Raw genomic sequence first — 22,726 nt, forward strand, 5'->3', positions numbered from 1 at the left:
CCTCGCCACCCACCGACTCGTCACCGTCCCCATCACCGGCATCGAACTCCGCCGCACCCTACGCGCGGTATGGCCCAGCGGCCGCCGCCTCACCGGCCCAGCCGCCCACCTACTCACCGTAGCGATCGCGCAAACAGGACACGTCAGCTGAGGGCCCCACCGGGACGGGGGTGCGGACGGGCTTCTTACGATTGCAGTCCACCGATCCCGATCCAGACGCCAAGCTCTGCTGAGCCACCCCGGCACACCCGACCGGGTCGCCGCGCTGAAGAACGATCCACGCCGCCCGCCCCAACGGTGCTCCGTTCTACGTGATCCTGGACAACCTGTCAGGCCATAAAGGACCGACGCCTCCTGAGCCAAACCCATCGAGGCGCACTTCGGGCCCCTGCGGCGATTCACCCTGGCCGACGCCGAACACCCGAACCACACGGTGCGGACTCGTGCGCTGCACCGCTACCTCGACTGGCGCAACGCCAACGCCCGCCACCCCGACGTTCTCGCCGCGCAACGCCGCGAACGAGCCCGCATCCGCGGCGAAGAGGTGTCCGCTGGGTCGGACGACCCTTCGCCACCGCAGCCTGACAAACCCGGCGAACCTTCCCGGTCACAGCACTAGACATCCCGCACATGTTGGGCGCTGTCGATGTACAGCCCCGGCAAGGTAAAATGGCCGAAGGTGCGATCGACACAAATTGGATGACGGCAGGATCTGATGACCAAGACCGCATATGAGTTCAATCAGGGGCGTGTCATCGCGGCCGCTGCTGATCTCTTTGCCAAGAACGGATATCATGGGACCGGGGTCGCGGAACTCGGCGAGGTCGTCGGACTCGGCCGGGGCGCCCTGTATCACTACATCGGCAGCAAGGAGTCCTTGCTGTTCGCGATCTGCAGTGGGCAAGTCGATCGAATGAACAACCGCGCCGCGGAGATCCTTACGCTCGCGCTTACACCGGAGAAACTTCTACATGAAATGGCTCGGGCGCTGTTGCGCAACATTGCCGACCACCGAGCAGAGTGGACGGTCTTCTTTCGGGAGTTCTCGGCGCTGACCGGGGAGCGGCGCGAGCGCGTGTTGGCCGCGCGTAAAGCTTACGAGGGCCACTGGCGGCGGGCTATGGACCGGGGCGTCGAGGCTGGCAAGCTGAAGGAGACGCCGCCTCTGTTGCTCAAGGGGATACTCGGCATGCTCAACTACACCTATCTGTGGTTCGAGCCGGATGGACCGCTGAGTCCGGACGAGCTGGCCGATCAGTTCATCGATGCGCTGCTCTACGGGATCCGGGCCTGAGCGCCGCACGCGCGGCGGCGGCATCAACCCCAGGTCAGGTCGCCATGGGCTGGGTCGAACGCGTCGTCGAAGGTATAGCCGGCGACGAGCTCGCGCGCGGCCACCAGGTACTGGATGGTTGGTGGGCCTTCCTCGAGCCAGTTCAGCCGGGCGTCCCGGTAGAGCCGTTCGATGGGGAGCTGACGGGTGTAGCCGATTCCGCCGTGCACCAGCAGGGCTCGGTCGGTGACGCGGCCCACCGCCTCCAGGCCGAATTGCTTGACCATCGCCGACTCGGCGGGAAGCCGGTGGCCGGCGTCCCACTTGGCTGCGGCGTCGGCCAGCATCCCGCGTAACGCATAGACATCGATCGCCATCTCGGCGAGATACCGCTGAACCGCTTGACGCTCGGCGATCGGCTTGCCGAACGTGACCCGCTGCCGAGCGTGGCGCAGCGACAGGTCGAGGGCCTGTTCTGCGGTGCCGAGGGAGCTGGCCGCGATGAAGACCCGGCTGACCTCCAGCGCGCGCTCGAGGTGGACACGCCCGTCTCCATCGGCGCCGACCAGGGCCGACTTGGGCACCCTGGTGTCGGTGAACGTGAGTCGGCCGTGCTCTCCGCCCTTGCAACCCATCGTCTCGGGCATCGCCTCGATCGTCAGGCCGGGCGCGTGCCGTTCGACCAGGAAGGCCGAGACCTGGCTGGGGTTGGTCTTGGCAAACACCAGGAAGTGTGATGCTAGATCTGAGTTCGTGATCAGCCACTTGGCTCCGTTGATCAGGTAGCTGTCGCCGTCGCGCACGGCGGTGGAGCCGAGGTCGGCTCCGGTCCCATGGCCCGGTTCGGTCAGCGCGAACGCGAGTGAGCGTTCGCCGGTGACCGCGCCGTGCAGCACGGCGGCGCGCTGCTCGGTGTTGCCAATCTCCGATAGCGCGTGGGCGAAGGAGTTGTGCACGTGTACGAGCGCTCGAATGCCGCCATGGGACTTCGCGAACTCCGCGATGATCGGCAGGTATTGGGCTATCGAGAGGCCCGAACCGCCGTACTCGGCCGGCACCAGCAGACCGAAGGCCCCGCACTCGCGCAATGCCGGCAGCACGATGTCGTACGGGATCGACTCGGTTCGGTCGATCTGCTCGGCCAGCGGGTCGAGCACGGTCCAGATCGTGTCCCGGATGGCGGCGCGAAGCAGGTCGTACTCCCGTGGGGGCAACCCACTCCCCGTCTGCTCGTCGATCGCGGTCATGTCGACCAGCCTCCGTCCGCGGTGAGCACTGTTCCGGTGCAGTAGGTGGCGTCCTCGGACAGGAACACCGCCGCCTTGGCGATCTCCTCCACCGTGCCGAAGCGGCGTAGCACGGTGTCCTTCACGATGGCGGCCCGGGAGCGTGCCGGCACCTTTGCCGTCATCTCGGTGTCGACGAATCCGGGCGCGAGCACGTTCACCCGTATCCCGGCACGACCGACTTCTTTGGCCAGGGAACGGGCAAAGCCGATCACCGCGGCCTTCGCACTGGCGTAGGAGGTGTCACCGGCGTAGCCGACCAGGCCCACGACGGAGGACACCAGCAGGATGCTGGGTTCGCGGCCGCACATGAGCGCCGGCAGCGCGGCCCTCGCGAGTGCCGTAGTGCCGCGGACGTTGACCTCGACCACGCGCCACCAGTCGGCACTGTCCATGTCGACGAGCTGGCCGCCCTGCCAAATGCCGGCGTTGAGCACCAGCGAGTCCAGCCCGGACCAGGCGCTCAGCACCTGCTCGACGGCGAGCACCGCGGACGTGTCATCGGCAAGGTCCATGGCGACGGGCAGCACCCGGTCCGGATACTCGTCGCTGAGCCCGGCCACTGCCGCGTGTCCGGTGCGGTAGCCACCGGCGACCAGGCAGTCCCTGTCGAGTAATTGTCGCGCAATCGCGGCGCCGATGCCTCGAGACGCGCCGGTGACCAGGGCGACACGACGGTTTGAGGCCGCTTGGTACGCAAGTTCATGAGGCATGGGTTTCCCGGTCGGGTCGGTGCCGCGGCGGACGTGGCAGGACGGTTGCGAGGACCGACCCTCTACATGTCCTCACCTTCGAGCATGTCGTCCTGGATCATTTCCCACAGATGGTGGCTCAGCTCGTTGTAACGCTTGTCGAAACGAACCTTCATCACGTCTCTTGGCCGGGGAATGTCGATTTCTTCTATGGCGCGAACCCGTCCGGGCCGGGACGACATCACCACAACTCGATCGGACAGTGTCACAGCCTCGGCCAAGTCATGCGTGACAAAGAGAATGGTGCGCTCCGACTCGTACCAGAGATTGAGCAGCTCCATTTGCAACACGAGTTTCAGCTGGGCGTCGAGGGCGCCGAACGGCTCGTCCATCGCCAGCGACTCGGGTCCGTAGACCAGTGCTCGAGCGAGAATGACGCGCTTGCGCATACCACCGGAGAGCTCGGCTGGATAGTGATCGCCGAACCCACTCAAGCCGACCTGGTCGATCACGCTGTCGACAAGGTCGCGCCTTCTCTGCCCGCCGGTGCCGCGGATCTCCAGCGGGACGGCGATGTTGGCCCGCACGGTCCGCCAGGGCAGAAGCGTGTCGTGCTGGGTCACGTAGCCGACCGCGGTGTTGACCGACGCGACCGGCCGACCTCGGTACCGTGCCTGCCCGCTGGTGGGCTTCATCAAGCCGGTGATGATGTTCAGTAGTGTCGATTTGCCGCAACCGCTCGGTCCGACGATGCTGACGAACTCACCTCGCGCGACGGTGAAATGTGCATCCTCGAGCGCTTGCATTGGCTCACCGTGCTTGAAGAACTGTTTGCCGACGTGGTCGAAAATGATCATCGAGTCGGAGCCCGCTACCGAGTTCTGACTCACCTGACTGGCTGGCGCGGACCGGTGGTCGGCCCCCATGGTGCTCTCGACCGGCACGTCCACGGCCTCGCTTCTTACCGCGCGGCGGCTCATGACTTGTACCCCGCCCGCTTCCAGCGCAGCACGTACCGTTCGCTTCGGTTGAGAATCTCGTTGAGAATTGTCGAGATGATCGTGAGTACGAGCAGAGCGGCGAACAGGCCAGCCGTGTTGAACGCGCCCGCGGCGGACATCAGGATGTAACCGATCCCCCGGTTGGAGGCGATGATCTCCCCCACCACCGCGCCGATCAGCGCGTATGGGATCGCGAGCTTGAGTCCGACGTAGATATACGTCAGTGCACCAGGTAGCACAACCTTGCGGATGATATGCCGCCGTCTGGCTCCCATGACGCTGAGCACATCAACCAGTTCCCGATTGCGTTCAAGGACGCCGGTGTAGGTGTTCCAGAAGACGAGGAAGAACACGATCACCGCCGTCAGGATCACCTTCATCGATAGCCCAACGCCGAACCACAGCACAAAAAGCGGCGCGAGCGCGATCTTTGGCAGGCTGTACACCGCGGTGATAAACGGGTCGAGCAGCCGGCCGAGGACGGGGGTCAACCCGAGGATGAAGCCGACAGCGATGCCTACGCTCGCCCCGAGCAGAAAGCCGAGCAACATCTCCTGGAGCGTGATGCCAATGTGGGTGGCCAGGTAGCCGTTGCCGATCCACTCGCCGAGTTGCTCGAACACGAGGGTTGGCCGGCTGATCCAGAACTCGGCGCCGGTGGTGACGGCGATCCACTCCCACAGCGCGCAGATCGCCACGACCAGCACAATGCGGCCGGCGGCCATCGTGAGACCACTACGCCGGCCTTCGGGCTCCTCCCGCATGCCACCGTCGCGGGCCGCGCGGCGTGGGACTACGTCCGGGTCGCTCACCGACGGAACCGATGCGGTCATGGTGTACTCCTCGCGCCCTGCGGGTTGATCGAGGACTCTGCGACGCCAAGCACTCCCCGCTCGACGAGGCCTTGGATGGTCGCGCTGTCGACGCCCAACACGTCTCGCATGACTTCTCCGGTGTGGTCCCCCATCGACGGTGGCATGGTGGGTGGGTGGAGTTCCCAGTGCTCTCCCCGGATCGGCAGGCCGACGACGTCGACGACCGCGCCGTCGGCCTCGATCCGCTGTGTCGAACAGCTTTCCAGCGCCTGCTCGGAGACGACCGCGTCGTGCAGCTCCAGCACCGGACTGTTCGGCACGTCGGCCTCCTCCAGAACCTCGATCCACTCATCACGCGGGCGGGCCTGGAAGATCTCTTCGAGCTGGGAAAGCAACTCATCGCGGTGCTCGAGGCGCCTGGCGTTGGACCCGAACCGCTCGTCGGTCAGCCACTCGGGATGCCCGACCGCCTCGGCCAGCCGGCGCCAGAACCCGTTGGTGAACGCGCCGACCATCACATACTCGCCGTCAGCGCACTGGAACGCCTGGTACGGAACGATCTGTGCGTGGCCGCGTCCCAGCCGGGGAACCCGCGCACCCAGCGTGACGACCGACGGGATGTAGTTCGACATCATCGCGATCGAAGCATCCAACATGGACACTTCAACGTGCTGCCCATCGGGATGGTTGTACCGGGCGAGGAGTGCGGTGAGGATGCCGGACAGTGCGAAGAGACCGGAGGAGAAGTCGGAGATCGGCGCACCGATACGCACCGGACCGCCGCCCACCTCGCCGGTGATGCCCATCAGGCCGGACACGCTTTGCATGATGATGTCGTTGGCCGGGCGATCCCGCCATGGCCCCAAGTCACCGAAAGCCGACACCGAGCAGTAGACCAAGCCTGGACGCACTGCCCGCAGGTCCTCGTAGCCGAGGCCGAGCCTGTCCATCACGCCCGGACGGAAGTTCTGCACGACTACATCGGACACGGCGGCCAGGTCCCGCGCGATTCGCACACCATCCGATGTGGACAGATCGATCAGAACACTCCGCTTGTTGCGGTTGAGTGAGATGTAGTATTCCGAATCCAGCGGGCCGAGCATGGGCGAACCCATGTGCCGGCTGCCGTCGCCGCGACCGGGCTTCTCGATCTTGATCACCTGAGCGCCCAGGTCGCCGAGAAACATGGTCGCGAAGGGGCCCGCCGCCGCATGGGTGAAGTCCAGCACCCGGATACCCGCGAGCGGCGGTCCGCCCCGCCCCGGCCCCGGCATCACGCCTCGGGCCCGGCTTTGGCGACGATCGCGCCGTCGGCCGGTTGGATGGCTTCGGTAACCGGGACGATCGCCTCGGACGCGCCAGAGCAGTAGGTCGAGTGCGGACCGGGTCCACCGGCCACGACGATCCGGATGTCGTCGGGGCCGTCCGCCAGCGGCACGGTGGAGTCGGCGTCGTGGGAGTAGTACCGCCTCGGCCGCCGCCGTCGCACGACACCCTCGTATACATCCGGTGGGAACTCCGAGACCCGTACCCGGCTGTGCTCGTACAGGAACTCGGCGACCTCGCGCTTGGTGAACCCGGCGTCGGCAATCATGTGCGCGTGCTCGGGGCACAGGATCAACAACGCGCCACCGCCATACAGCATGCTGCCCGAACCGACGTGCGCGCAGGAGTTCGCGATGGTCTTCAGTACGCCCAGCGCCGACTTGCTGGACAGGTCGACGATGGCCTGCGTGCCGGTGACCCCGAAGACCGACACGGCGCTGGCGGCGGGGTCCAGGCCGCGCTCGACGTGGTACGGCTCCCAGGGACTCTCCGCCTCATTCTCGGCGAAGCACAGCGTGTACTTGCCCGGCTGGCCCTGTGTGGACTTGTCGATCGGGCCCGGGCGTGCACCGCCGATGTTCACCAGGCACAGACGCAGCGCTCGACCCACCGTGGCGTTCGCCCGCACACCCGGCCCGAGGCAGTCGGCGCCCCCGTTGAAGCCGAGATCGCGCGCTGCCGGACCGTTCACCAGGTACAGCGGGGTGATCGGGTTCGTCGTGGTCTGCACGGCGAGCAGGTTGTACTCGGCCTGGGCCAGTGCGCGCACGGCGGTGAGTACGACGGGGAAGTACTCCGGCAGGCAGCCGGCCATTACCGCGTTGGCCGCGATGAGGTACACCGTGGCTTCGGCGTTGGTCGGCGCGATCGTGGCGATCACCTCGTCGTCCGGCCGGTCCGTGTGGGCCAGGAAGCGCGCCACCGCCTCCTCGGTCGGGGCCACGATGGGCAGTCCGTCCGTCCAGCCCTCCTTGTAGTACCAGTCGGAGACACTCTCGGTCGTGCCCTCGATCGACAGCAGGTCGGTCAACGCAGTCACCTCGTTCGCGGTTTGCTGGTCTGAAAATGGTGTTTCGGCCAAGGGCGACCGAGTCAGATCACGCCCTGCTCTCGCAAGGCGTCGAGCTCGCTCTCGGACATGCCGAGGAGGTCTCGATACACCTCCGCGGTATGCGTGCCCCTGGCCGGCCCGGCGTGCGAGACGACGTGCTCACGGCCCACGAACTTGGGTACGACCCCCTGCATCATGATCGGGCCCAGCTTTGAATCCGGCGCCGACACGAGGTCGCCCCTGGCCTGGTAGTGCGGATCGCGGTAGATCTCCTCAGCGGAGTAGATCTCCTGGTACACCGCTCCGGACTCGGCGAGCGCGCGGGAAATGTCCGCGTAGTCCAGCGCGCTCGCCCAGGCATCGACCCGTTCGTCGCACTTCTCGAGGAACGTGATCACGTTCTCATTCGTGTCGAACATCGCGCCGCCGTCGAGGCGCTCCACCAGTTCGGAGGCCGAGGCGGCGACCAGGATTCGCCGAATCGTGTCCGTCCCGACCGCGCTGACGCAGAAGTTCCGCTTATCCCGCGAGGTGTAGAGGTTGCGCAGCGCCCCGTGGCTGGTGAGCTTGTTCCCCGGCCGTATGGGGGCCACGCCAAGCTGGTCGACCGTGGGGATCTGGATCGGGATGAGCCGGAAGAGCCCCTCGAACAGTGCCAGGTCGATTACCTGGACGCCGGCCGCGTCACCTGTGGCCCGGTTCCACATCGCCGCGAGGATGCCGAGCGCACCGAACGTACCGGCGACTCCGTCGGCCAGCGTGGTGGACGGGAACGTGGGCGGGCCCGTTGTCTCCCCGTTCAGGTGTGCGAAGCCACTGAACGCCTCCGCGATCGTGCCGAAGCCCGGCCGGTCGCGGTAGGGCCCGGTCTGGCCGAACCCGCTGACCCGCAGCAACACGACGTTCAGACCGGCAGCCTCGAGATCGGCCGGACCGAGGTGCCAGCGCTCCAGTGTGCCTGGGCGGAAGTTCTCCACGATGACGTCGAAGTGCGGCGCCAGCTCCAGCAGGATCTCCCGCCCGCGCTCGGTGCTCAGGTCGAGGGTGACCAGCCGCTTGTTGCGCTGCATCACCTTCCACCACAACGACTCGCCGTCCTTGCGGGGGATCATCGTGCGGGCGGCGGTCGGCCGGCTTGGATGCTCGACGGCCACCACGTCCGCGCCGAGGTCGGCCAGCAGGCCGGCGGACAGCGCCGCTGAGTACTGGTGGGCGATGTCGAGGATACGCAGCCCCTTGAGCACGGGCCGGGTATTGTCGGCGGCCATCACGCCCGCCCCTCGGCCGCGACATCGACTGGAAAAGCCGGCGGACCGCCGTCCCGCGTCGGGAGCGCCGCCACACCCTTGCCGGGCATGATGTCCTCGCCTCTGTGGTTGCGCGAGGAGATGGTGAACTCGACGAAACCGGTGCCGCTCTTGGCACCTCGCCACTTGTCGGTGACCTTGCCGCCGATCCGCATGACGTCGCCGACGAAGAACATCGACCGGTACTGAACATCCAGGTGGGCAACCCATCCGTCGTCGCCGACCCAGTTGGTGGCGAAGTAGGTGGCGAACGCGCCGCGCTGTGAGCCGTAGTCGTACGGGCCCGGCATCCCGATCTGGGCAGCCATGTACTCGTCCCAGTGGACCCGCTCGACGGCTTGCGGCACACCGGACGCAGGGTCGGTGTAGAAGATGTTGGGCAGCTCACGGCGCAGCCGGAGCCAATACTTGCCGGTCCGGTTGTAGGCCGCGCCAACGGCGATCAGCCACACCAGCATGTCCGACCCCGTCAGCGGCCCCTTCACCACTGGGTCGAGTTCGTCGCCAAGCGACACCTCCTCCCAGTAACGGGTCTTCGCGCCGCGCGCGCTCTCGCTGTCGAGCTCGACGTCGACGCTGGCGATGTCCTCCGCGTTCCACATGGCACGCTCGACTCCGGCGTACCTGCCCTTCCCCCGCGACGCCGCCCGCTCAGCGCGAATAACCGGCATGTGCTGCTTGGCAACCAGCGCATTATCCTGGTTGTAGAACAGAATCTCCTTGACCTGCATGACCATCCGCTTCCCGGCAAGGCGCCCGGTCATCGGATCGGCCTTGATGTGGCTCTTCACCGCGTGGATCTCGTCGCCGTCAAGGATCGGCCGGTAGTACCACCAGACGTCCCCGGAATGCAGTGCGTGCACACCGGGCAGTCCGTCGCCGCGCCGCAGGTCCGCGCTGCCCCAGCCGGCTCCGTAGAGCATCGCCGGCGGGGCGACGAGCCGGCCAAACCGGGAACGGGCGGCGTGGTTCGGGTCGGTGTAGAGCGGGTTGGTGTCGCCAATGCCGTAAGCGATGTTGCGGATGCTGTCCGCATTGACGAAGCGGATATGTGGGTACTCGATGGGAAACTGCTGGCCGAACCGGCCGCGGAGCTTGCTCAGCGCCTCATCGGTGATCCGGCCGTCGAGCTCGGTCATGTGCCCCGCCCTCTACTTCCCGTCCAGTGCGGACTTCACCAGCGTCGTGTCGATCAGTTCGCCATAGTCCAGCCCGAGGTCTTTACCCTGGTCCTTGGCGAACTTCGCCAACGACTGGAAGCGGTCCTCGCTCAGCTCAAGCGAGTCGGGCATGCTGCGCCGCATGTCCTCGAACGTGATGTCAAAGGTGAAGTCGTCGAGGTCGGGGAACTCCTCGTGCAGGTGCCTCTTGGTGCTCTCCGGATCATCCCGGATCGTCTGCAGCGCCTTGTTGAGCGCCCGGACATAGGACTTGATCAGCTCGGCCTTGTCCCCGGTGAGGTCGCGGGTGTTGACCGACAGCACACCGTAGGGATAGACGTCCAGGCCAGGCACCTCTCGACCGTCGATCAGGATCGTGCCGAACTTCTCCTGCTCGGCCTGCGCGCCGCCCGGCGGGGACGCGCCCATGGCGTCGATCTGGCCCTTGGCCAGCGCTGCGAGCTCCCCCGCGGCGTTTTGCAGCGTCACGATCTCCACGTCCCGGTCAGGGTCGATACCAGCCTTTGGCAGGATCGCCCGGTAGAGCTGGTCCACCGAATCACCCGGGTTGTAAATGCCGAGCTTCGCGCCGCGCAACGCGGCGATCCGTTTGTCGAGCGGATCATCGAGAGTGACACCGGCACGCTTGAGGAACTCGTTGGACACGGTGATCTCGACGCCATAGCCGACCAGCGGCCCGCCGATCAGCTTGACCGGTGCGCCTTCCCTGACCGGCGCCATCGATGCCGGAGCACCGGCCAGCACCGCATCAGTGCTACCGCTGATCAGAGCGGCCAGGGCGGACGCGGTACCCTGTTGAGAGACGATGTGTTCGACGTCCAGGCCCTCTTCCTCAGCGAAGCCCATTCGCTCCGTCAACAGAGCCGGCGCCCAGGTCATCACCTTTCCGCCGAATGTCACGGTCATATGCCGCAGGCCACCCGAACCGGAACCAGTGGCCGCGGAGTCGTCACCGCATGCGGGCACGGTGAACAAAAGCACGGCCAGAGCGGAAAAGATGAGCGCGCGAGGCCGTCGTGAACCAATCCACTGCCTATACATCGTAGGTCGATCTCGGCGAAACTGCGTCCCGATACGCGTCAGCCACGACGCTAGCCTCATTGGTGAGCGCGAACACGACTTCGTCGAATGCATCGTCGGCGATGGCCCGCATTCGTTCGCGGGGCAGCTGCCCGATGGGATGCGGCAGAATCTGAACAGGCAATTCAGGCACACCCCAACTCTCGACCTCCAGGCGAACCTTGATACCGAACGGTTCGGAGATAACGCTTATGCTCGGTACGCCGGCACGTTCCAGGGCGACGCCGTCGTGCACGCTCCATGAACTACACGACCCGCAATCCCCGAACGCGTTCACCACAACGTCGCAGGTGGAGACCTCACGGAGCAGGGCAGGAGCCGTCGGTCGGGTCGCGGTCGGCTTCGTTCGGTTGACGAACTTGATCCCGGTGTACTTCGCATCAAGTAGTTCTTGCATGCGCTCGAGGTAGATATCTGCGTTGACCTTGGAATTGAACAGAAGGCCAACCGTCTTCCCATCGAGCGTGCTCGGGCGCGACGCCAATGGTGACGTCGCCGGTCGAGCCTGATGAATGGGAACTGGTCGCACGACCTTGATAGACACGAGACATACCTCCACGCTGGAGCATGGGACCAGCCCATTGCGACTAACGGCGCTGAATGGCTCTGTACTGATCGATACAATACAACTGCGACCCGCGGCCGGTCAAGCGTTCCTCCACCGGCCAAGAATAGGTCGCAACCACGACGGGATGAAGATCAATAATTGCTGTTATTGCTTGCGAGATACAACGAAATCAGGAGTCTGAGCAATGCGGCCGAACGACATCGAGGACGCCCGAACCAGCAGCCGTGTCGCGGCTCGGGATCACGCGGCTACAAGCCGGTCGGATTTGGCGATCGGCCGTAGACCACCCCCACCATCAGCCGTGCGAACGTTGGGTCCGTTCCACCGGAGGTTGCACCGGCCACCCCAGCGTCATCGCCCCAGTCCAGGACGTGACAACGGTGCCGCTGGCAACTGTTCGAGTGTTTGTCCCACAAGGAATACACGCGCGAATCCACAGCCCTCGACTTTCCCGGGGACCGGCGTCGAAACCTGGCCACACGCCCTACGTGGCCGATCACGGCCGTGAATGTATCGTGCTCAGCAGCGTTGCGAAACCCCGATAACGATCATCGGACCGCCGCGCGGTCAAACGCAGGTCAACACGCCCGCACAACGAGGGATTGACGTCCGACAAACCTGGTAACGGCGTCGAACGTGACATTTACGAGGAGATGGCTCGCGACCGCAAGTGACGCTCGCCGCTCCACATTCGAGAGGGGTCTACTTGAAGGGCCAAATCCGGTTGGACTGATCGGTACATTACCTCCGTTGCCGCTGGTCGTCAAGCGCTCGTCGCACAACCTCTCCGCCCAACGATTGGACCTGCCTGGCGGAGCGGTTCATACCCGTGACCCTCGACAGAACACGACTCCACTCGGAGCTTTCCACCCACGTTCGAAGGACCAGCCGCGCACCGAGACGGACGCGGCGAAGTCGATCAACGACGGCACGCACACGACGACCCTGGCCTCGCCCAGATGACGCTCGGGGGATTCAGTAAACGCCACACACGTATACCGACTCCCCGAGCGCTATTCAGAAGTGGGTTACCAGCTGAGTCGGTAGTACCCCAAGGGTGGCGACGATGCGGATGATGTTGGGGAGTTCGGTGAGGCGGCCGCGGTAGCCGTAGGCGAGGATTTCCAGCCCTTCCAGTGCGCGATGGCGCGTTCGACGGCGACCCGGCGGGGGTGACGATGCCGCGGTTCCACGTGTCGTTGGCTGTGATTTGGGCGCGGCCGGGTGGTTTGCGGCGGGGTCGGAACGCGGTGGTGCCTTGGTAGCCGAGGTCGCCGATGGTCGGGATGTCGGCGAGGAGTTCGGCGAACCCGGCGGTGGTGAACGCCGTCCGATCGCCGATCGGCACCAGGGTGCCGTCCACCAGCTCCACCCGGCCGCGCAACGCCTCGGGCAGGGGGTGCTCGGTGCACGCGGGTGACCTGTTCGATCAACGGCAGCAGGCGCCGTAGGTCCGCGACACGGTCGCTTGCGATACCCGAACCAGTCCGCGACCAATGCCTGGCTCAAGTTCTGCCGCGACAACAGCAACGTGACCAACACCGATCGGTACAACCCCAGAGCAGCAGGCCGACCACGCACCCCACCATCCCCTGGTGATCGTGTCCGGTGGAAGGAATCGATCTCAACCAGGCGGGGCCGTTGTGTTACCTGCCCATGATCAACACTTCTGAATAACACTCCCCGCGTCCGAATGGTGAATCAGCAGCGCAGCACAGGAGAGACCAACGGCAGAGACGTCATCGCCGCTCATCCCATGCGCGCGGCGGCCATCCTGGCCAGGTCCACCACCCGCACCTTGCCCGACGGCGTTCTCGGCAGCTCGTCCTCGGCGACCAGCCAGACCCGCCGCGGCCGCTTCTGGCTGGACACACGCTCGCGCATGAACTCAATCACCGCCGTCTCGGACACCTCGCCGTAGGGCACCACGAACGCGACCGGCACGGTGCCGAGCCGAGCGTCCGGAGCGCCGACCACGAAGGACGCGGCCACCCCCGGGCAGGCCATCAGGTGCCGCTCGACCTCGGCCGGGTAGACGTTGAACCCGCCCACCGTGATCATGTTCTTCCGGCGGCCGACGAAATGCAGGTAGCCCTCTGCATCCATCCTGCCGAAATCGCCGGACCGGAACCAGCCGTCCGGGGTGATCGCCATCGCGGTCGCCGCCGGACTGGCCAGGTAACCCTTTCCGACGCACGAGCCCGGCGTGGCATCGCCGAACCAGATCTCCCCGACGCTCTCCGGCGGCAGCTCCGCCCCGGTCTCCGGGTCGACGACCCGCACCAAAGCGCTCGGCAGCGGTCGCCCCACCGATGTCGTCCGCCGGTCCATCGGGTCGCGGTCGCTGCTCACCGTGGACACCCCACCGCACTCGCTCATCCCGTAGGCCTGCATGGCGTTCGGCGCGAACTCGATCACCTGGCGCATCAGGTCCGGATCCGCCGCGGACCCGGCGATATGCGCGGCGCGCACCGAGGAGGTGTCGGTGCCGGCAAAGTCCTCGTGGGCCAGCAGCATGCGGAACATCTCCGGGGCGCCGGGAATGTAGCTCACTCGCCGGCGCGCGATCAGGTCCAGGCTGCTCCCGGCGTCGAAAGTCCTGGTTATCTCCATTCGGCAGCCGTTGTACATGGCCAGACCGTTGGTGTAGAGACAGCCGAAGTTGGTGAACATGGGCACGTGGGCGAGGATCACGTCGGACTGGCCGAGCCCGGCCAGCTCGCTCCAGCCCCGGATGGTCGCCAGGTTGTTCGCGTGCATGGACAGGCCGGCCTTCGGTGCCCCGGTGGTGCCCGAGGTGTACATGATGTTCATGACGTCGGTCGGCGCGATCCTCGACCGCACCCACGCCAGCCCACCGTGCTCGATCGGTACACCGTCGACCAACCGCGCCAGGATCCGCACACCGGGCAGACCCAACTCCTCCGCCGATACCACCAGGCGCAGATCCGGACAACCGGCGAACTCGGGATCGGCCTCGACCAGCTCGGGAAGCAGCCGGCGCAGGATCGCCACCGAGTCGACCTTGCCGGCGAACTCACTCGAGGTGAACAGCACCGAGGCCCGCGACTCGGTCAGCGCGTGACGCAGTTCGACCTCGCGGTAGTAGGAGTAGAGCGGCAGCAGCGCGCAACCGAGCCGGTAGGTCGCCCACTGCGCAACCAGGAACTCCAGGCTGTTGGTCATCCATACGGCCAGCACCTGGCCGGGCCGAACGCCCACTCCGAGCAGCGCGCTGGCCAGCGTGTCCACCGACCGGCGCAGCTCCTGGTAGCTCATGGTCACATCGCCGACCGCGGCGTAGGTCGCCTCAGGGCTGGCCTCCGTCCTGGCAACGAACACGTCGATCCAGTGGCGGGCCGCGCCTGGTTCGGCACTCACTCGACGGCACCTCCCCCCACCGGACTCGCGTCCGCGAGCACCGCGACGCAGGACAGCGAGCCAGGACCGCCGAGTGCGTGTGCCAGACCCCGCCGCGCCCCGCTCACCTGCCGCTCGCCAGCGCGGGCCCAAAGCTGGTCGCAGAGGTCCACCACCATCCGCACCCCGGTCGCGCCGATCGGATGGCCGCACGCCTTGAGCCCTCCCGAAGTGTTCACCTCGACCTTCCCGCCGACGCCGGTCGCGCCGGAGAGCACCAGGTCCCGGCCCTCCCCACGGCCGCACAGCCCGAGGTCCTCGTAGTTGACGATCTCGGTGATGGTGAAGCAGTCGTGGCACTCCACCACATCGAACTGGTCGAGCGGATCAGTGATCCCCGCCTGCGCGTAGGCGGCCGCGGCGGCGTTGCGGGTCGACTCGAAGCCCAGCATGTCGAACCGGCTGGACATGTTCGCGGTGAAGTAGCCCAGGTCGTTGGACATGGCGATGCCCTCGATCGTGGCCGCTCGCGCACCGCGCGCTTCGGTGGCCCTCCTCAGCACGACCGCAGCCGCGCCGTCGGTGGTGGGACAGGCGTCGTACAGGCCGATCGGCCCGGCCAGCGGCGGCGCCGACTCCACCTGTTCGGCAGTGACCTCGGCACGAAAGTGGGCCCGCGGGTTGCACACACCGAACGCGTGGTTCTTCCTGGCCACCGCGGTCATCGCGGAACGCACCTCTCCGTAGACGGCGGCGTACCGCTCGGCCACGATGCCGAAGATCCCGGGCGCGGTCCGGCCCTTGCTCAGCACCGGGTGCCCGCGGTCGACGTGCTGCAACACCAGGCTCCCTCGCGGCCCGACATCGCGCATCTTCTCAGCCCCGACCACAAGCGCGACGTCACAGACACGGCCCCGCAGCGCGGCACTCGCCTGGCGGATCGCGTCCAGTCCGGACGCGCAGTAGGACGCCACCCGACTCACCGGCCGGCCGTACATGGCGAGCGGTTCAGCCAGCGAGGTGCCGGCGTTGCCGTCGTCAGAGTAGGTGTAGGCGAACGCGGTGGCCAGCCACCCCGCGTCCACCTCGTCAAGGGGCACCGCCGCGTCGGCCAGCGCGGCGGTCGCGGCACGCCTGGCCAGGTCGGCGAATCCATCACCGAACAACTCACCGAAGGGGGTGCTGGCGGCGCCGACAATCACCACGTCGCCGCCGCCGGTCGGGTCAGTCATCGAGTTCCACCTTCCAGAAGTAGTGCGGCATGCCGGCACCGCGGTGCAGCAGGCGCAGCGCCAGCCGAACCCGGTCACCGACCACGACCCACCGGCTGGTGTCGGCGACCAGCTGGCCGAAGAACCGGCCGCCGCCGTCCAGGTCCACCACGACCATCTGGACCTCCTCAGGCGCGGCGAACAACCGGTCCAGGTTGTGGCTGACCACCGTGCCGCGGCGAGCCAGGGTGAATGCCGAGGTGTCCGTCGAACCGCAGCCCTCGCAGCTCTCGTTGACCGGAAAGGTGACCACGCGGCAGCTCGCGCATCGCCTCGCGGCGAGGCCGAGCAGGTTGCCGGTTTCCCGGCGCAGCTTGGCCGGTGAGGTCCAGGTGTCGGGGGTGTCGGCACCCGCCCGCAGCCAGCGCCGGTAGTCATAGCTGCCACACGGCGGATCGGCCAGGGTACGCACCGCGGTGCCGATCTCTGGCCCTGCGCGCAGCAGCAGCCCGTCGCCGCCCCAACCCAACTCCAGGACGGCCAACAACGCCCCGGGCCCGGCCTCGCGCAGCCGCTCGAACGCGGCCAGCAGGGTCGCGCCGGCCAGCCGGCCGGCGGTGCGCTCGACCCCGAGCGGGCTCCACACCCGCGGCACCTGCCACTGTTTGGCCAGCCGATGGTGCCTGATCCCCACCGCTGCGCTGACCACCACGCCGACCAACTGCCCCGAGGCGACCCGAGCTCCGGCGAGGAGCTGTCCTAGCAGCTCGGCACCGTCACCGGCTACCAGTGTCTCCTCGACGAACCGGGTGTCCGGCGGACCGTCCGCGGCCATCCGCGCCCAGCGGTCGAAGCTCAGCACGGCCAGGGACGCCACGCCCAGCACCTCCGCCGCTCGTGGCGCGCCGAACCGCAACGCTATCGAGCAGTCGGAACTCGGCGCCGCCGTGAGGTCTGCCGGCCGTTCCTGGTCGGCGAGCGCGGCGATCGCCGAACCGTGCCCGGCCGCGGCGCGGATCACCCCCGCCGCGCCGGTCTGTGGCGACATCGCCAGCACGGACCGCGGTTCGGTCAGCCGTCCGGCGACCGCGAGGTACGCGACCAGCGCCCTCGGCTCCAGCTCGCCGGCCGGCGAGCGCAGGATCAGCGGGCCGGACGACGCGGCGTGGTCGGTGAGCTGTTCCAGCGCGGTCCACAGCAGGGTTAGCGCGTCCTCGTCCGGCGCATGCAGCGGGATGTCCGATGGGCAACCCAACGCCTGCGCCAGGGTCGGTTCCAGGCGGTAGCGCGGGACGTAGGCGCCAGCCAACTCGATCCCGATCGTCATCCGCGTCCCTTCGCCGTCATAGAGGAGTCCGTGGATCACTGATCTAAATACGGTATACCGTATGTCCGTGTGGTGTCGGAGTCAACCAGTCGAACTATTTCGCGACAACAACCCACCGCAACGGCGCCGCGATTGTCGAAGGAGGTCAACACCCTGCGGACAATGGGGTGAGCCGCGCCGCCCGGTCGGCAGGTTGCCGAACCAGCAAGCATCGGTATACCGTATCCGTGAGGTGAGTTTTGTTGACGCGACCCACGTATGTTGCCGGTGTCGGCATGACACCCTTCGGCAAGTTTCCGGACGCCCAGCTGCAAACCCTGGGCCGCGACGCCGCGTACCTGGCGCTGCGGGACGCCGGCGTCCCGCAGCGCGCGATCGAGGTGATCGCTTGCGGCTGCGCGCGCAGCGGCATCCTGCAGGGCCGGGAGAGCGGGGTTGGTCAGCTGGTCGGCTGGACGCTGGGCATCGAGGGTGTTCCGGTGTACAACGAGAAGGCCTACTGTGCCTCCGGCGCGATGGCGTTCAACGTGGCCAACATGGCCGTGGCCGGCGGGTTCCACGACGTGGCACTGGTCGTCGGCGTGGAGCAGATGTCCCGCCGCGACGGCAAGGGGCGGCCGATCACCTCCGACGGCATGCAACTGGAGACTGAGCTCGGTTTCACGCCCCCGGTCTACTACGCGCTGGCCGCGCGTCGGCACATGGCCGAGCACGGCACCACTCGCGAGCAGATCGCGCAGGTCGCGGTGAAGAACCGCCAGGCCGCGGCGCTGAACCCGATAGCGCAGTACCGTGACCCGATCACGGTGGCCGACGTTCTGGCCTCGCGCCAGGTCGCCGGCCCGCTGCACCTGCTGGACTGCTGCCCGACCGGGGACGGCGCCGCGGCCGCGGTGATCGTCAGTGACGAGGGCGCTGCTCGGCTCCGCCTGACGCCGCGAGTGCGAGTGTCGGCCGCGGTTGCCGGCACCGGCCTATACCGTGACCAGGCCCGCGACCTGACCTCCTTCTCACTGGATGAGTCATGTGCCCGCCGCGCCTACGAGCAGGCAGGACTCGGCCCGGCGGACATCAGCGTGGCCGAGGTGCACGACTCGTTCTCCATCGCGGAGATCATCCACTACGAGGACCTCGGGTTCTGCGCGCGCGGCGAGGGCGGACGGCTGGTCGCCGAAGGGGTGACCACGCTGGGCGGCAAGCTGCCGGTGAGCACCAGCGGCGGCCTGCTCACCCGAGGCCACCCACTCGGCGCCACGGGCGTGGCCCAGATCGTGGAACTGACCGACCAGCTTCGGGGCCGGTCCGGGCCACGCCAGGTGACCGACGCCCGGGTCGGTCTGGCGCACATCTCCGGCGGCTTCCACGAGGGCGACTTCGCCACCAGCGGCGTGACGATTCTGGAGCGACTCAGCGCCTGACGCGCGTCAAGGGAGGTGTGGGGCGATGGTCGACCGCGAGGGCAGCCGAGCACTAGAGCAGGTGGTTGGGCAGGACGAGTCCGGCCGGCTGTGTCTGATCGGCGGTCGCTGCGACAGCTGCGGAGAGATCCGATACCCGTATCGGGAGCTGTGTCCGATCGACCTGGGTGAGATGCGGCGACACGCCCTGTCCGGGCACGGAGTCGTCTATGAGGCGGTGCTGGTGGCGCTCGCTCCCAGCGGTTTTCAGGCGCCCTACTGGGTCGGCTACGTCGACATGGCCGAAGGAGTGCGGGTGTTCGCCCCGCTGGCCGTTGCCGAGGGCGCACCGGAACCGAAACACGGCGACCGGGTCAGGGTCGAGTTCCACTCCTTCGGAGACGGAACCGACCAGTTCGTCCGGCCTGTGTTCCACCAACGCTGAGCACCCCGAGCAGAAGGAACCAAGATGGAATTCCATGACGTGCGATACGAGGCGGCCGAGGGTGTTGCCCGAATCACCATCAACAGGCCAGAGAGGTACAACGCGTTCCGAAGGGAGACCCTGGACGAGTTGATCCAGTCCTTCAGCCAGGCCGAGGCCGACCCGCAAGTCGGAGTTGTCGTGCTGACCGGAGCCGGCGAGAAGGCGTTCTGCTCCGGCGGCGACATCAGCTGGGAAGACGACTCCGACTCGGCGGGTGCGGTGCAGATGAACCGCCGCACCACGACCCTGTCGATGATCATGCGCGGCTGCGGGAAGCCGGTCATCGCCCGGGTACGTGGCTACGCTGTCGGTGGCGGCAACGAGCTCCAGCTGCTCTGCGACCTGACCGTGGCCTCCGAGGACGCCAAGTTCGGGCAGGCCGGCCCAAAGATGGGTAGCGTTCCGATCTGGTGGGGGACCCAGCTACTCCCCCGGCTCGTGGGTGAGAAACGCGCCCGCGAGATCGTCATGCTCTGCGAGCAGTACACCGCCGCTCAGGCGCTGGAGATGGGCTGGATCAACAAGGTGGTGCCGGCCGAGGAACTCGACACCGCGGTCGACACCTGGTGCCAGCGCCTGCTCTCGCTGAGCCCGCAGGCGCTGCGTGTGGCCAAGCTGTCCCTCAACTTCGAGTCCGACCAGCTGTGGCCCTCGGTGCTGCACGGCCATCAGATGATCTCGTTCATCCACGATACGGACGAGTTTCACGAGGGCACGAAGGCATTCCTAGAGAAGCGCCCGCCGAACTTCGGTCGGTTTCGGAGGTGACGGCACGAGGCCGGGGTGGCCCGGGAGGTACGGACCGCACGCCCGAGCAGGACATGGCCAGCCTGGCGGATCGGCTCGAGCACCGCTTCCGGTTGCCGGCGAACAGCGGGACTTCCAAGGTCACCACGCTTGCCGAGGCGCTGCGCACCCATGTCACACCCGGCTCGACGGTGCATGTGGCGTACTCCGACGCCAGGCCCAACGCGGCACTGTTCGAGCTGGCCCGGGTCTTCGCCGGCACGAAGCCAAGGCTGACACTGGTCACGGCGGGGCTGGTGAACGCGCAGCACGCGCTGCTCGAGCTCGGCGTGGTGGACCGGGTGATCGCGTCCTTCGCCGGGGAGAACTACCCGCTTGCGCGGCCGAACCCGGCGATGGTGCGCGCGGTCCGCGAAGGGCGGGTCCGGATCGAGAACTGGTCGCTGTGGAGCCTCATCGCGCGTCTGGCCGCGGGCGCGCTCGGCGTGTCGCACTTTCCCGTCCGCTCCCTGGCCGGTAGCTCGATGGCCATCGAGGCCGCCGCCCGCGGCGAGTACATGGAGCTGGCAGGAGACGATTCCGCGGAACCCACCAGCCTGGTCTCCGCTCTGCGGCCGGACGTCGTGGTCATGCAGGCGGTGGCTGCGGACCCGCAGGGCAACGTGATCATGTCGGCGCCCTACGGGGAGAGCCACTGGGGAGCGCTGGCCGCGCGGCGCGGCGTCATCGCCTGCGTCGAGCGGATCGTCGACACGGCGACCATCAGGCAGCTCAACACGCTGGTGCGCGTCCCAGCTCATGCCGTGCTGGCGGTCTGTGAGGTACCGTTCGGCAGCCATCCATACGGGCTGTACAACCCGGGCGTCCCCGATGTGCACAGCTACGTCGAGGACGAGGAGTTCGTCGCCGACGCGCTGGCCGCCGCCGGCGACCCGGATGGGTTCCTGGACTGGATCGAGAGCTGGATACTCGGCGTCAGGGACCACTCGGGGTACCTGGACCGCCTCGGTTCGGCCCGGCTGGCCCGGCTGGCTGACTCGGCCGGCGAGGACGTATGGCGCGCGGAGTTGAGCCCCCATTGGTCCTCCGGCGCCCCCGCGACCGACCTCGAGACCCAGGTGGTGCTGACCGCGCGGCAGCTCGCCCGCCGGGTGCGGGCAGGTGACCACCAGGCGGTGCTTGCCGGCGTTGGCTTGGCCAACCTCTCGGCGTGGGTGGGCGTGGAGAACCTGCGCGACACCGGCGTGGACGTGCAGCTGATGTCCGAGATCGGCATGTTCGGCTACACGCCGCGGCCCGGCGAGCCGTTCATCTTCGCCAACCGGAACGTGCCCACCTGCACCATGCTCACCGACGTCATGGGGGTGCTCGGCACACTCGTCGCCGGCGATGCGACCCGCTCGATCGGCGTCATCGGCGCGGGTCAGATCGACCGCACCGGCGCCACCAACTCCACCTACTCACCCACCGGCAGCTTCATCGTCGGCTCCGGCGGCGCGAACGATCTCATGACGGCCGCTCAGGAGGTCGTGGTCACGGTCAGCCACCTGCCGGGGCGGCTCGTGGCCGAGGTGCCCTACGTGACCTGTCCGGGCGACCGGGTGCGCAGCATCGTGACCACGCTGGGTGTCTTCGAGCGGGCGGAAGGCGCCGAGTTCGTGCTGAGCCGCACGTCGCCGGCCGCGGGCCAGGACCAGCGCGCGGCAGTCGACCGGATCCGCTCGTGTACCGGCTGGGACTTCGACCTCGCCCGAGACCTGTCGTCGGAGCCGCCACCCACCCGCACCGAGCTCGACCAGCTGCGGGTCTTCGATCCACAGTCGTTGTTCCTCGGGCGTCACTCCAGCTTGAGCCCCTGAGACTCCAGGTAGGCGATCAGTCCGTTGCCAGACGCGACAACGTGCTCCAGCATCAGCCGCTCGACATCGTCATGCCTGCCCTCCCGCATGGCTAACAGGATCTGGTAATGCTCTCGGTTGGACTTGATCGACCAGTCCGGCACCTGGACCAGGAAGTCCTGTGGCACGTCGAGGGACACCGCGCGGATTGCGGCGAGCAGCTTGCGCGACCCCGACAGGCGGTTGATCTGACGGTGCAACGACCAGTTCAGCCCCGCCATAGCGGACTGGTCACGCGACTTGGCCGCGGCGATCATCTTGCGGTGCAGCTCGTCGAGCTCGTCGAGCTCGGCGTCCGAAGCCCGCTCCGAGGCCCGGCGTGCCGCCAGTCCGGTCAGCATCCCCTCGACCAGGAACGAGTCGGCCAGGTCCGCCTTGCTCAGCGGCGCGACGACGGTGTGCTGGCCGCTGTCGACAGTGAGCAGGCCCTCGTGTGAGAGGGCGCGCAACCCGTCCCGCACCGGCATGCGGCTGGTGCCGAACTGCTCGCACAGCTGCTGTTGGGCCAGCCGGGTCCCTGGCTTGATGCGTCCGAGCAGAATGTCGCGGCGAAGAACGTCGGCTATCTGGCTTCCGAGGAAAGCCCGATGCACCGAATTCCGCCCGCGGGCACGATTTGAATTGACATCCACTGTTCTCCTCCCGAACACAGGGGCGCCACACGCAGGGGCGAGGGGGTACTACCGTATGTTGGCGTCGGCCGGTGCGTCACTATAGTC

Annotated in this window: 19 protein-coding genes; 5 read left to right on the forward strand and 14 right to left on the reverse strand. The window is 67.3% G+C overall.

The annotated features are described in order from the left end of the window. Positions 1 to 715: 715 nt before the first annotated feature. Positions 716 to 1,294 (forward strand): TetR/AcrR family transcriptional regulator, encoded by a 579-nt coding sequence (locus ACRDTB_RS02600; protein ID WP_431428250.1) that lies wholly within the window; start codon positions 716 to 718, stop codon positions 1,292 to 1,294. 23 nt (positions 1,295 to 1,317) lie between these two features. Here ACRDTB_RS02600 and ACRDTB_RS02605 read toward each other — a convergent pair whose 3' ends face one another. The 13 genes from ACRDTB_RS02605 to ACRDTB_RS02665 all read right to left on the reverse strand — a co-directional run bounded on the left by ACRDTB_RS02605 (position 1,318) and on the right by ACRDTB_RS02665 (position 17,478). Further along, positions 1,318 to 2,520 (reverse strand): acyl-CoA dehydrogenase family protein, encoded by a 1,203-nt coding sequence (locus tag ACRDTB_RS02605; protein ID WP_431428251.1) that lies wholly within the window; start codon positions 2,518 to 2,520, stop codon positions 1,318 to 1,320. Beyond that, a complete protein-coding gene (locus ACRDTB_RS02610) occupies positions 2,517 to 3,272 on the reverse strand; it encodes an SDR family oxidoreductase (RefSeq protein WP_431428252.1) in 756 nt (251 codons plus the stop codon). The genes ACRDTB_RS02605 and ACRDTB_RS02610 overlap by 4 nt, the downstream gene beginning before the upstream one ends. 62 nt (positions 3,273 to 3,334) lie before the next feature. Continuing rightward, the gene (locus ACRDTB_RS02615; protein WP_431428253.1) at positions 3,335 to 4,201 is read right to left on the reverse strand and encodes an ABC transporter ATP-binding protein; all 867 of its coding nucleotides are present in this window, start codon (positions 4,199 to 4,201) and stop codon (positions 3,335 to 3,337) included. A 26-nt stretch (positions 4,202 to 4,227) separates the two neighbouring features. Beyond that, on the reverse strand, positions 4,228 to 5,085 hold the full coding sequence (locus ACRDTB_RS02620) for an ABC transporter permease (RefSeq protein ID WP_431428254.1): 858 nt from the start codon (positions 5,083 to 5,085) through the stop codon (positions 4,228 to 4,230). After that, a complete protein-coding gene (locus ACRDTB_RS02625) occupies positions 5,082 to 6,341 on the reverse strand; it encodes a CaiB/BaiF CoA transferase family protein (RefSeq protein ID WP_431428256.1) in 1,260 nt (419 codons plus the stop codon). Before ACRDTB_RS02625 ends, ACRDTB_RS02620 begins: the two co-directional genes overlap by 4 nt. After that, entirely contained in the window at positions 6,341 to 7,423 is a 1,083-nt protein-coding gene (locus ACRDTB_RS02630; protein WP_431428257.1) for a hypothetical protein, read from the reverse strand. The genes ACRDTB_RS02625 and ACRDTB_RS02630 overlap by 1 nt, the downstream gene beginning before the upstream one ends. 62 nt (positions 7,424 to 7,485) lie before the next feature. Beyond that, entirely contained in the window at positions 7,486 to 8,712 is a 1,227-nt protein-coding gene (locus ACRDTB_RS02635; protein WP_431428259.1) for a CaiB/BaiF CoA transferase family protein, read from the reverse strand. After that, complete coding sequence (locus ACRDTB_RS02640) at positions 8,712 to 9,890, reverse strand: FAS1-like dehydratase domain-containing protein (RefSeq protein WP_431428260.1); 1,179 nt, start codon at positions 9,888 to 9,890, stop codon at positions 8,712 to 8,714. Before ACRDTB_RS02640 ends, ACRDTB_RS02635 begins: the two co-directional genes overlap by 1 nt. A gap of 12 nt (positions 9,891 to 9,902) precedes the next feature. Further along, positions 9,903 to 10,838: an ABC transporter substrate-binding protein gene (locus ACRDTB_RS02645; RefSeq protein ID WP_431428261.1), complete on the reverse strand. Its 936-nt coding sequence runs from the start codon at positions 10,836 to 10,838 to the stop codon at positions 9,903 to 9,905. Between the two features lie 127 nt (positions 10,839 to 10,965). Next, positions 10,966 to 11,556, reverse strand: a complete 591-nt coding sequence (locus ACRDTB_RS02650) for a UGSC family (seleno)protein (protein ID WP_431428262.1) — start codon at positions 11,554 to 11,556, stop codon at positions 10,966 to 10,968. A 1,773-nt stretch (positions 11,557 to 13,329) separates the two neighbouring features. Further along, positions 13,330 to 14,961 (reverse strand): class I adenylate-forming enzyme family protein, encoded by a 1,632-nt coding sequence (locus ACRDTB_RS02655; protein WP_431428263.1) that lies wholly within the window; start codon positions 14,959 to 14,961, stop codon positions 13,330 to 13,332. Further along, positions 14,958 to 16,172: a thiolase C-terminal domain-containing protein gene (locus tag ACRDTB_RS02660; protein WP_431428265.1), complete on the reverse strand. Its 1,215-nt coding sequence runs from the start codon at positions 16,170 to 16,172 to the stop codon at positions 14,958 to 14,960. Before ACRDTB_RS02660 ends, ACRDTB_RS02655 begins: the two co-directional genes overlap by 4 nt. Continuing rightward, a complete protein-coding gene (locus ACRDTB_RS02665; protein ID WP_431428266.1) occupies positions 16,165 to 17,478 on the reverse strand; it encodes a hypothetical protein in 1,314 nt (437 codons plus the stop codon). Before ACRDTB_RS02665 ends, ACRDTB_RS02660 begins: the two co-directional genes overlap by 8 nt. A 242-nt stretch (positions 17,479 to 17,720) precedes the next feature. On the opposite strand from ACRDTB_RS02665, the gene ACRDTB_RS02670 reads away from it, so the two are divergent. From ACRDTB_RS02670 to ACRDTB_RS02685, 4 genes are read left to right on the forward strand one after another with little or no spacing between them, the layout of a single operon-like run. Next, complete coding sequence (locus ACRDTB_RS02670; protein WP_431428267.1) at positions 17,721 to 18,896, forward strand: thiolase family protein; 1,176 nt, start codon at positions 17,721 to 17,723, stop codon at positions 18,894 to 18,896. Between the two features lie 25 nt (positions 18,897 to 18,921). After that, positions 18,922 to 19,320: a Zn-ribbon domain-containing OB-fold protein gene (locus ACRDTB_RS02675; RefSeq protein WP_431428268.1), complete on the forward strand. Its 399-nt coding sequence runs from the start codon at positions 18,922 to 18,924 to the stop codon at positions 19,318 to 19,320. A 24-nt stretch (positions 19,321 to 19,344) separates the two neighbouring features. Further along, the gene (locus ACRDTB_RS02680) at positions 19,345 to 20,130 is read left to right on the forward strand and encodes an enoyl-CoA hydratase-related protein (protein WP_431428269.1); all 786 of its coding nucleotides are present in this window, start codon (positions 19,345 to 19,347) and stop codon (positions 20,128 to 20,130) included. Continuing rightward, positions 20,127 to 21,968, forward strand: a complete 1,842-nt coding sequence (locus tag ACRDTB_RS02685; RefSeq protein WP_431428270.1) for a CoA-transferase — start codon at positions 20,127 to 20,129, stop codon at positions 21,966 to 21,968. The genes ACRDTB_RS02680 and ACRDTB_RS02685 overlap by 4 nt, the downstream gene beginning before the upstream one ends. Here the strand turns inward: ACRDTB_RS02685 and ACRDTB_RS02690 are convergent. Then, entirely contained in the window at positions 21,947 to 22,639 is a 693-nt protein-coding gene (locus tag ACRDTB_RS02690; protein WP_431428271.1) for a GntR family transcriptional regulator, read from the reverse strand. The genes ACRDTB_RS02685 and ACRDTB_RS02690 overlap by 22 nt on opposite strands. Positions 22,640 to 22,726 lie beyond the last annotated feature (87 nt).

Origin of the sequence: Actinophytocola sp. (genome assembly GCF_050699935.1) — a bacterium.
Taxonomy (GTDB): Bacteria; Actinomycetota; Actinomycetes; order Mycobacteriales; family Pseudonocardiaceae; genus Actinophytocola.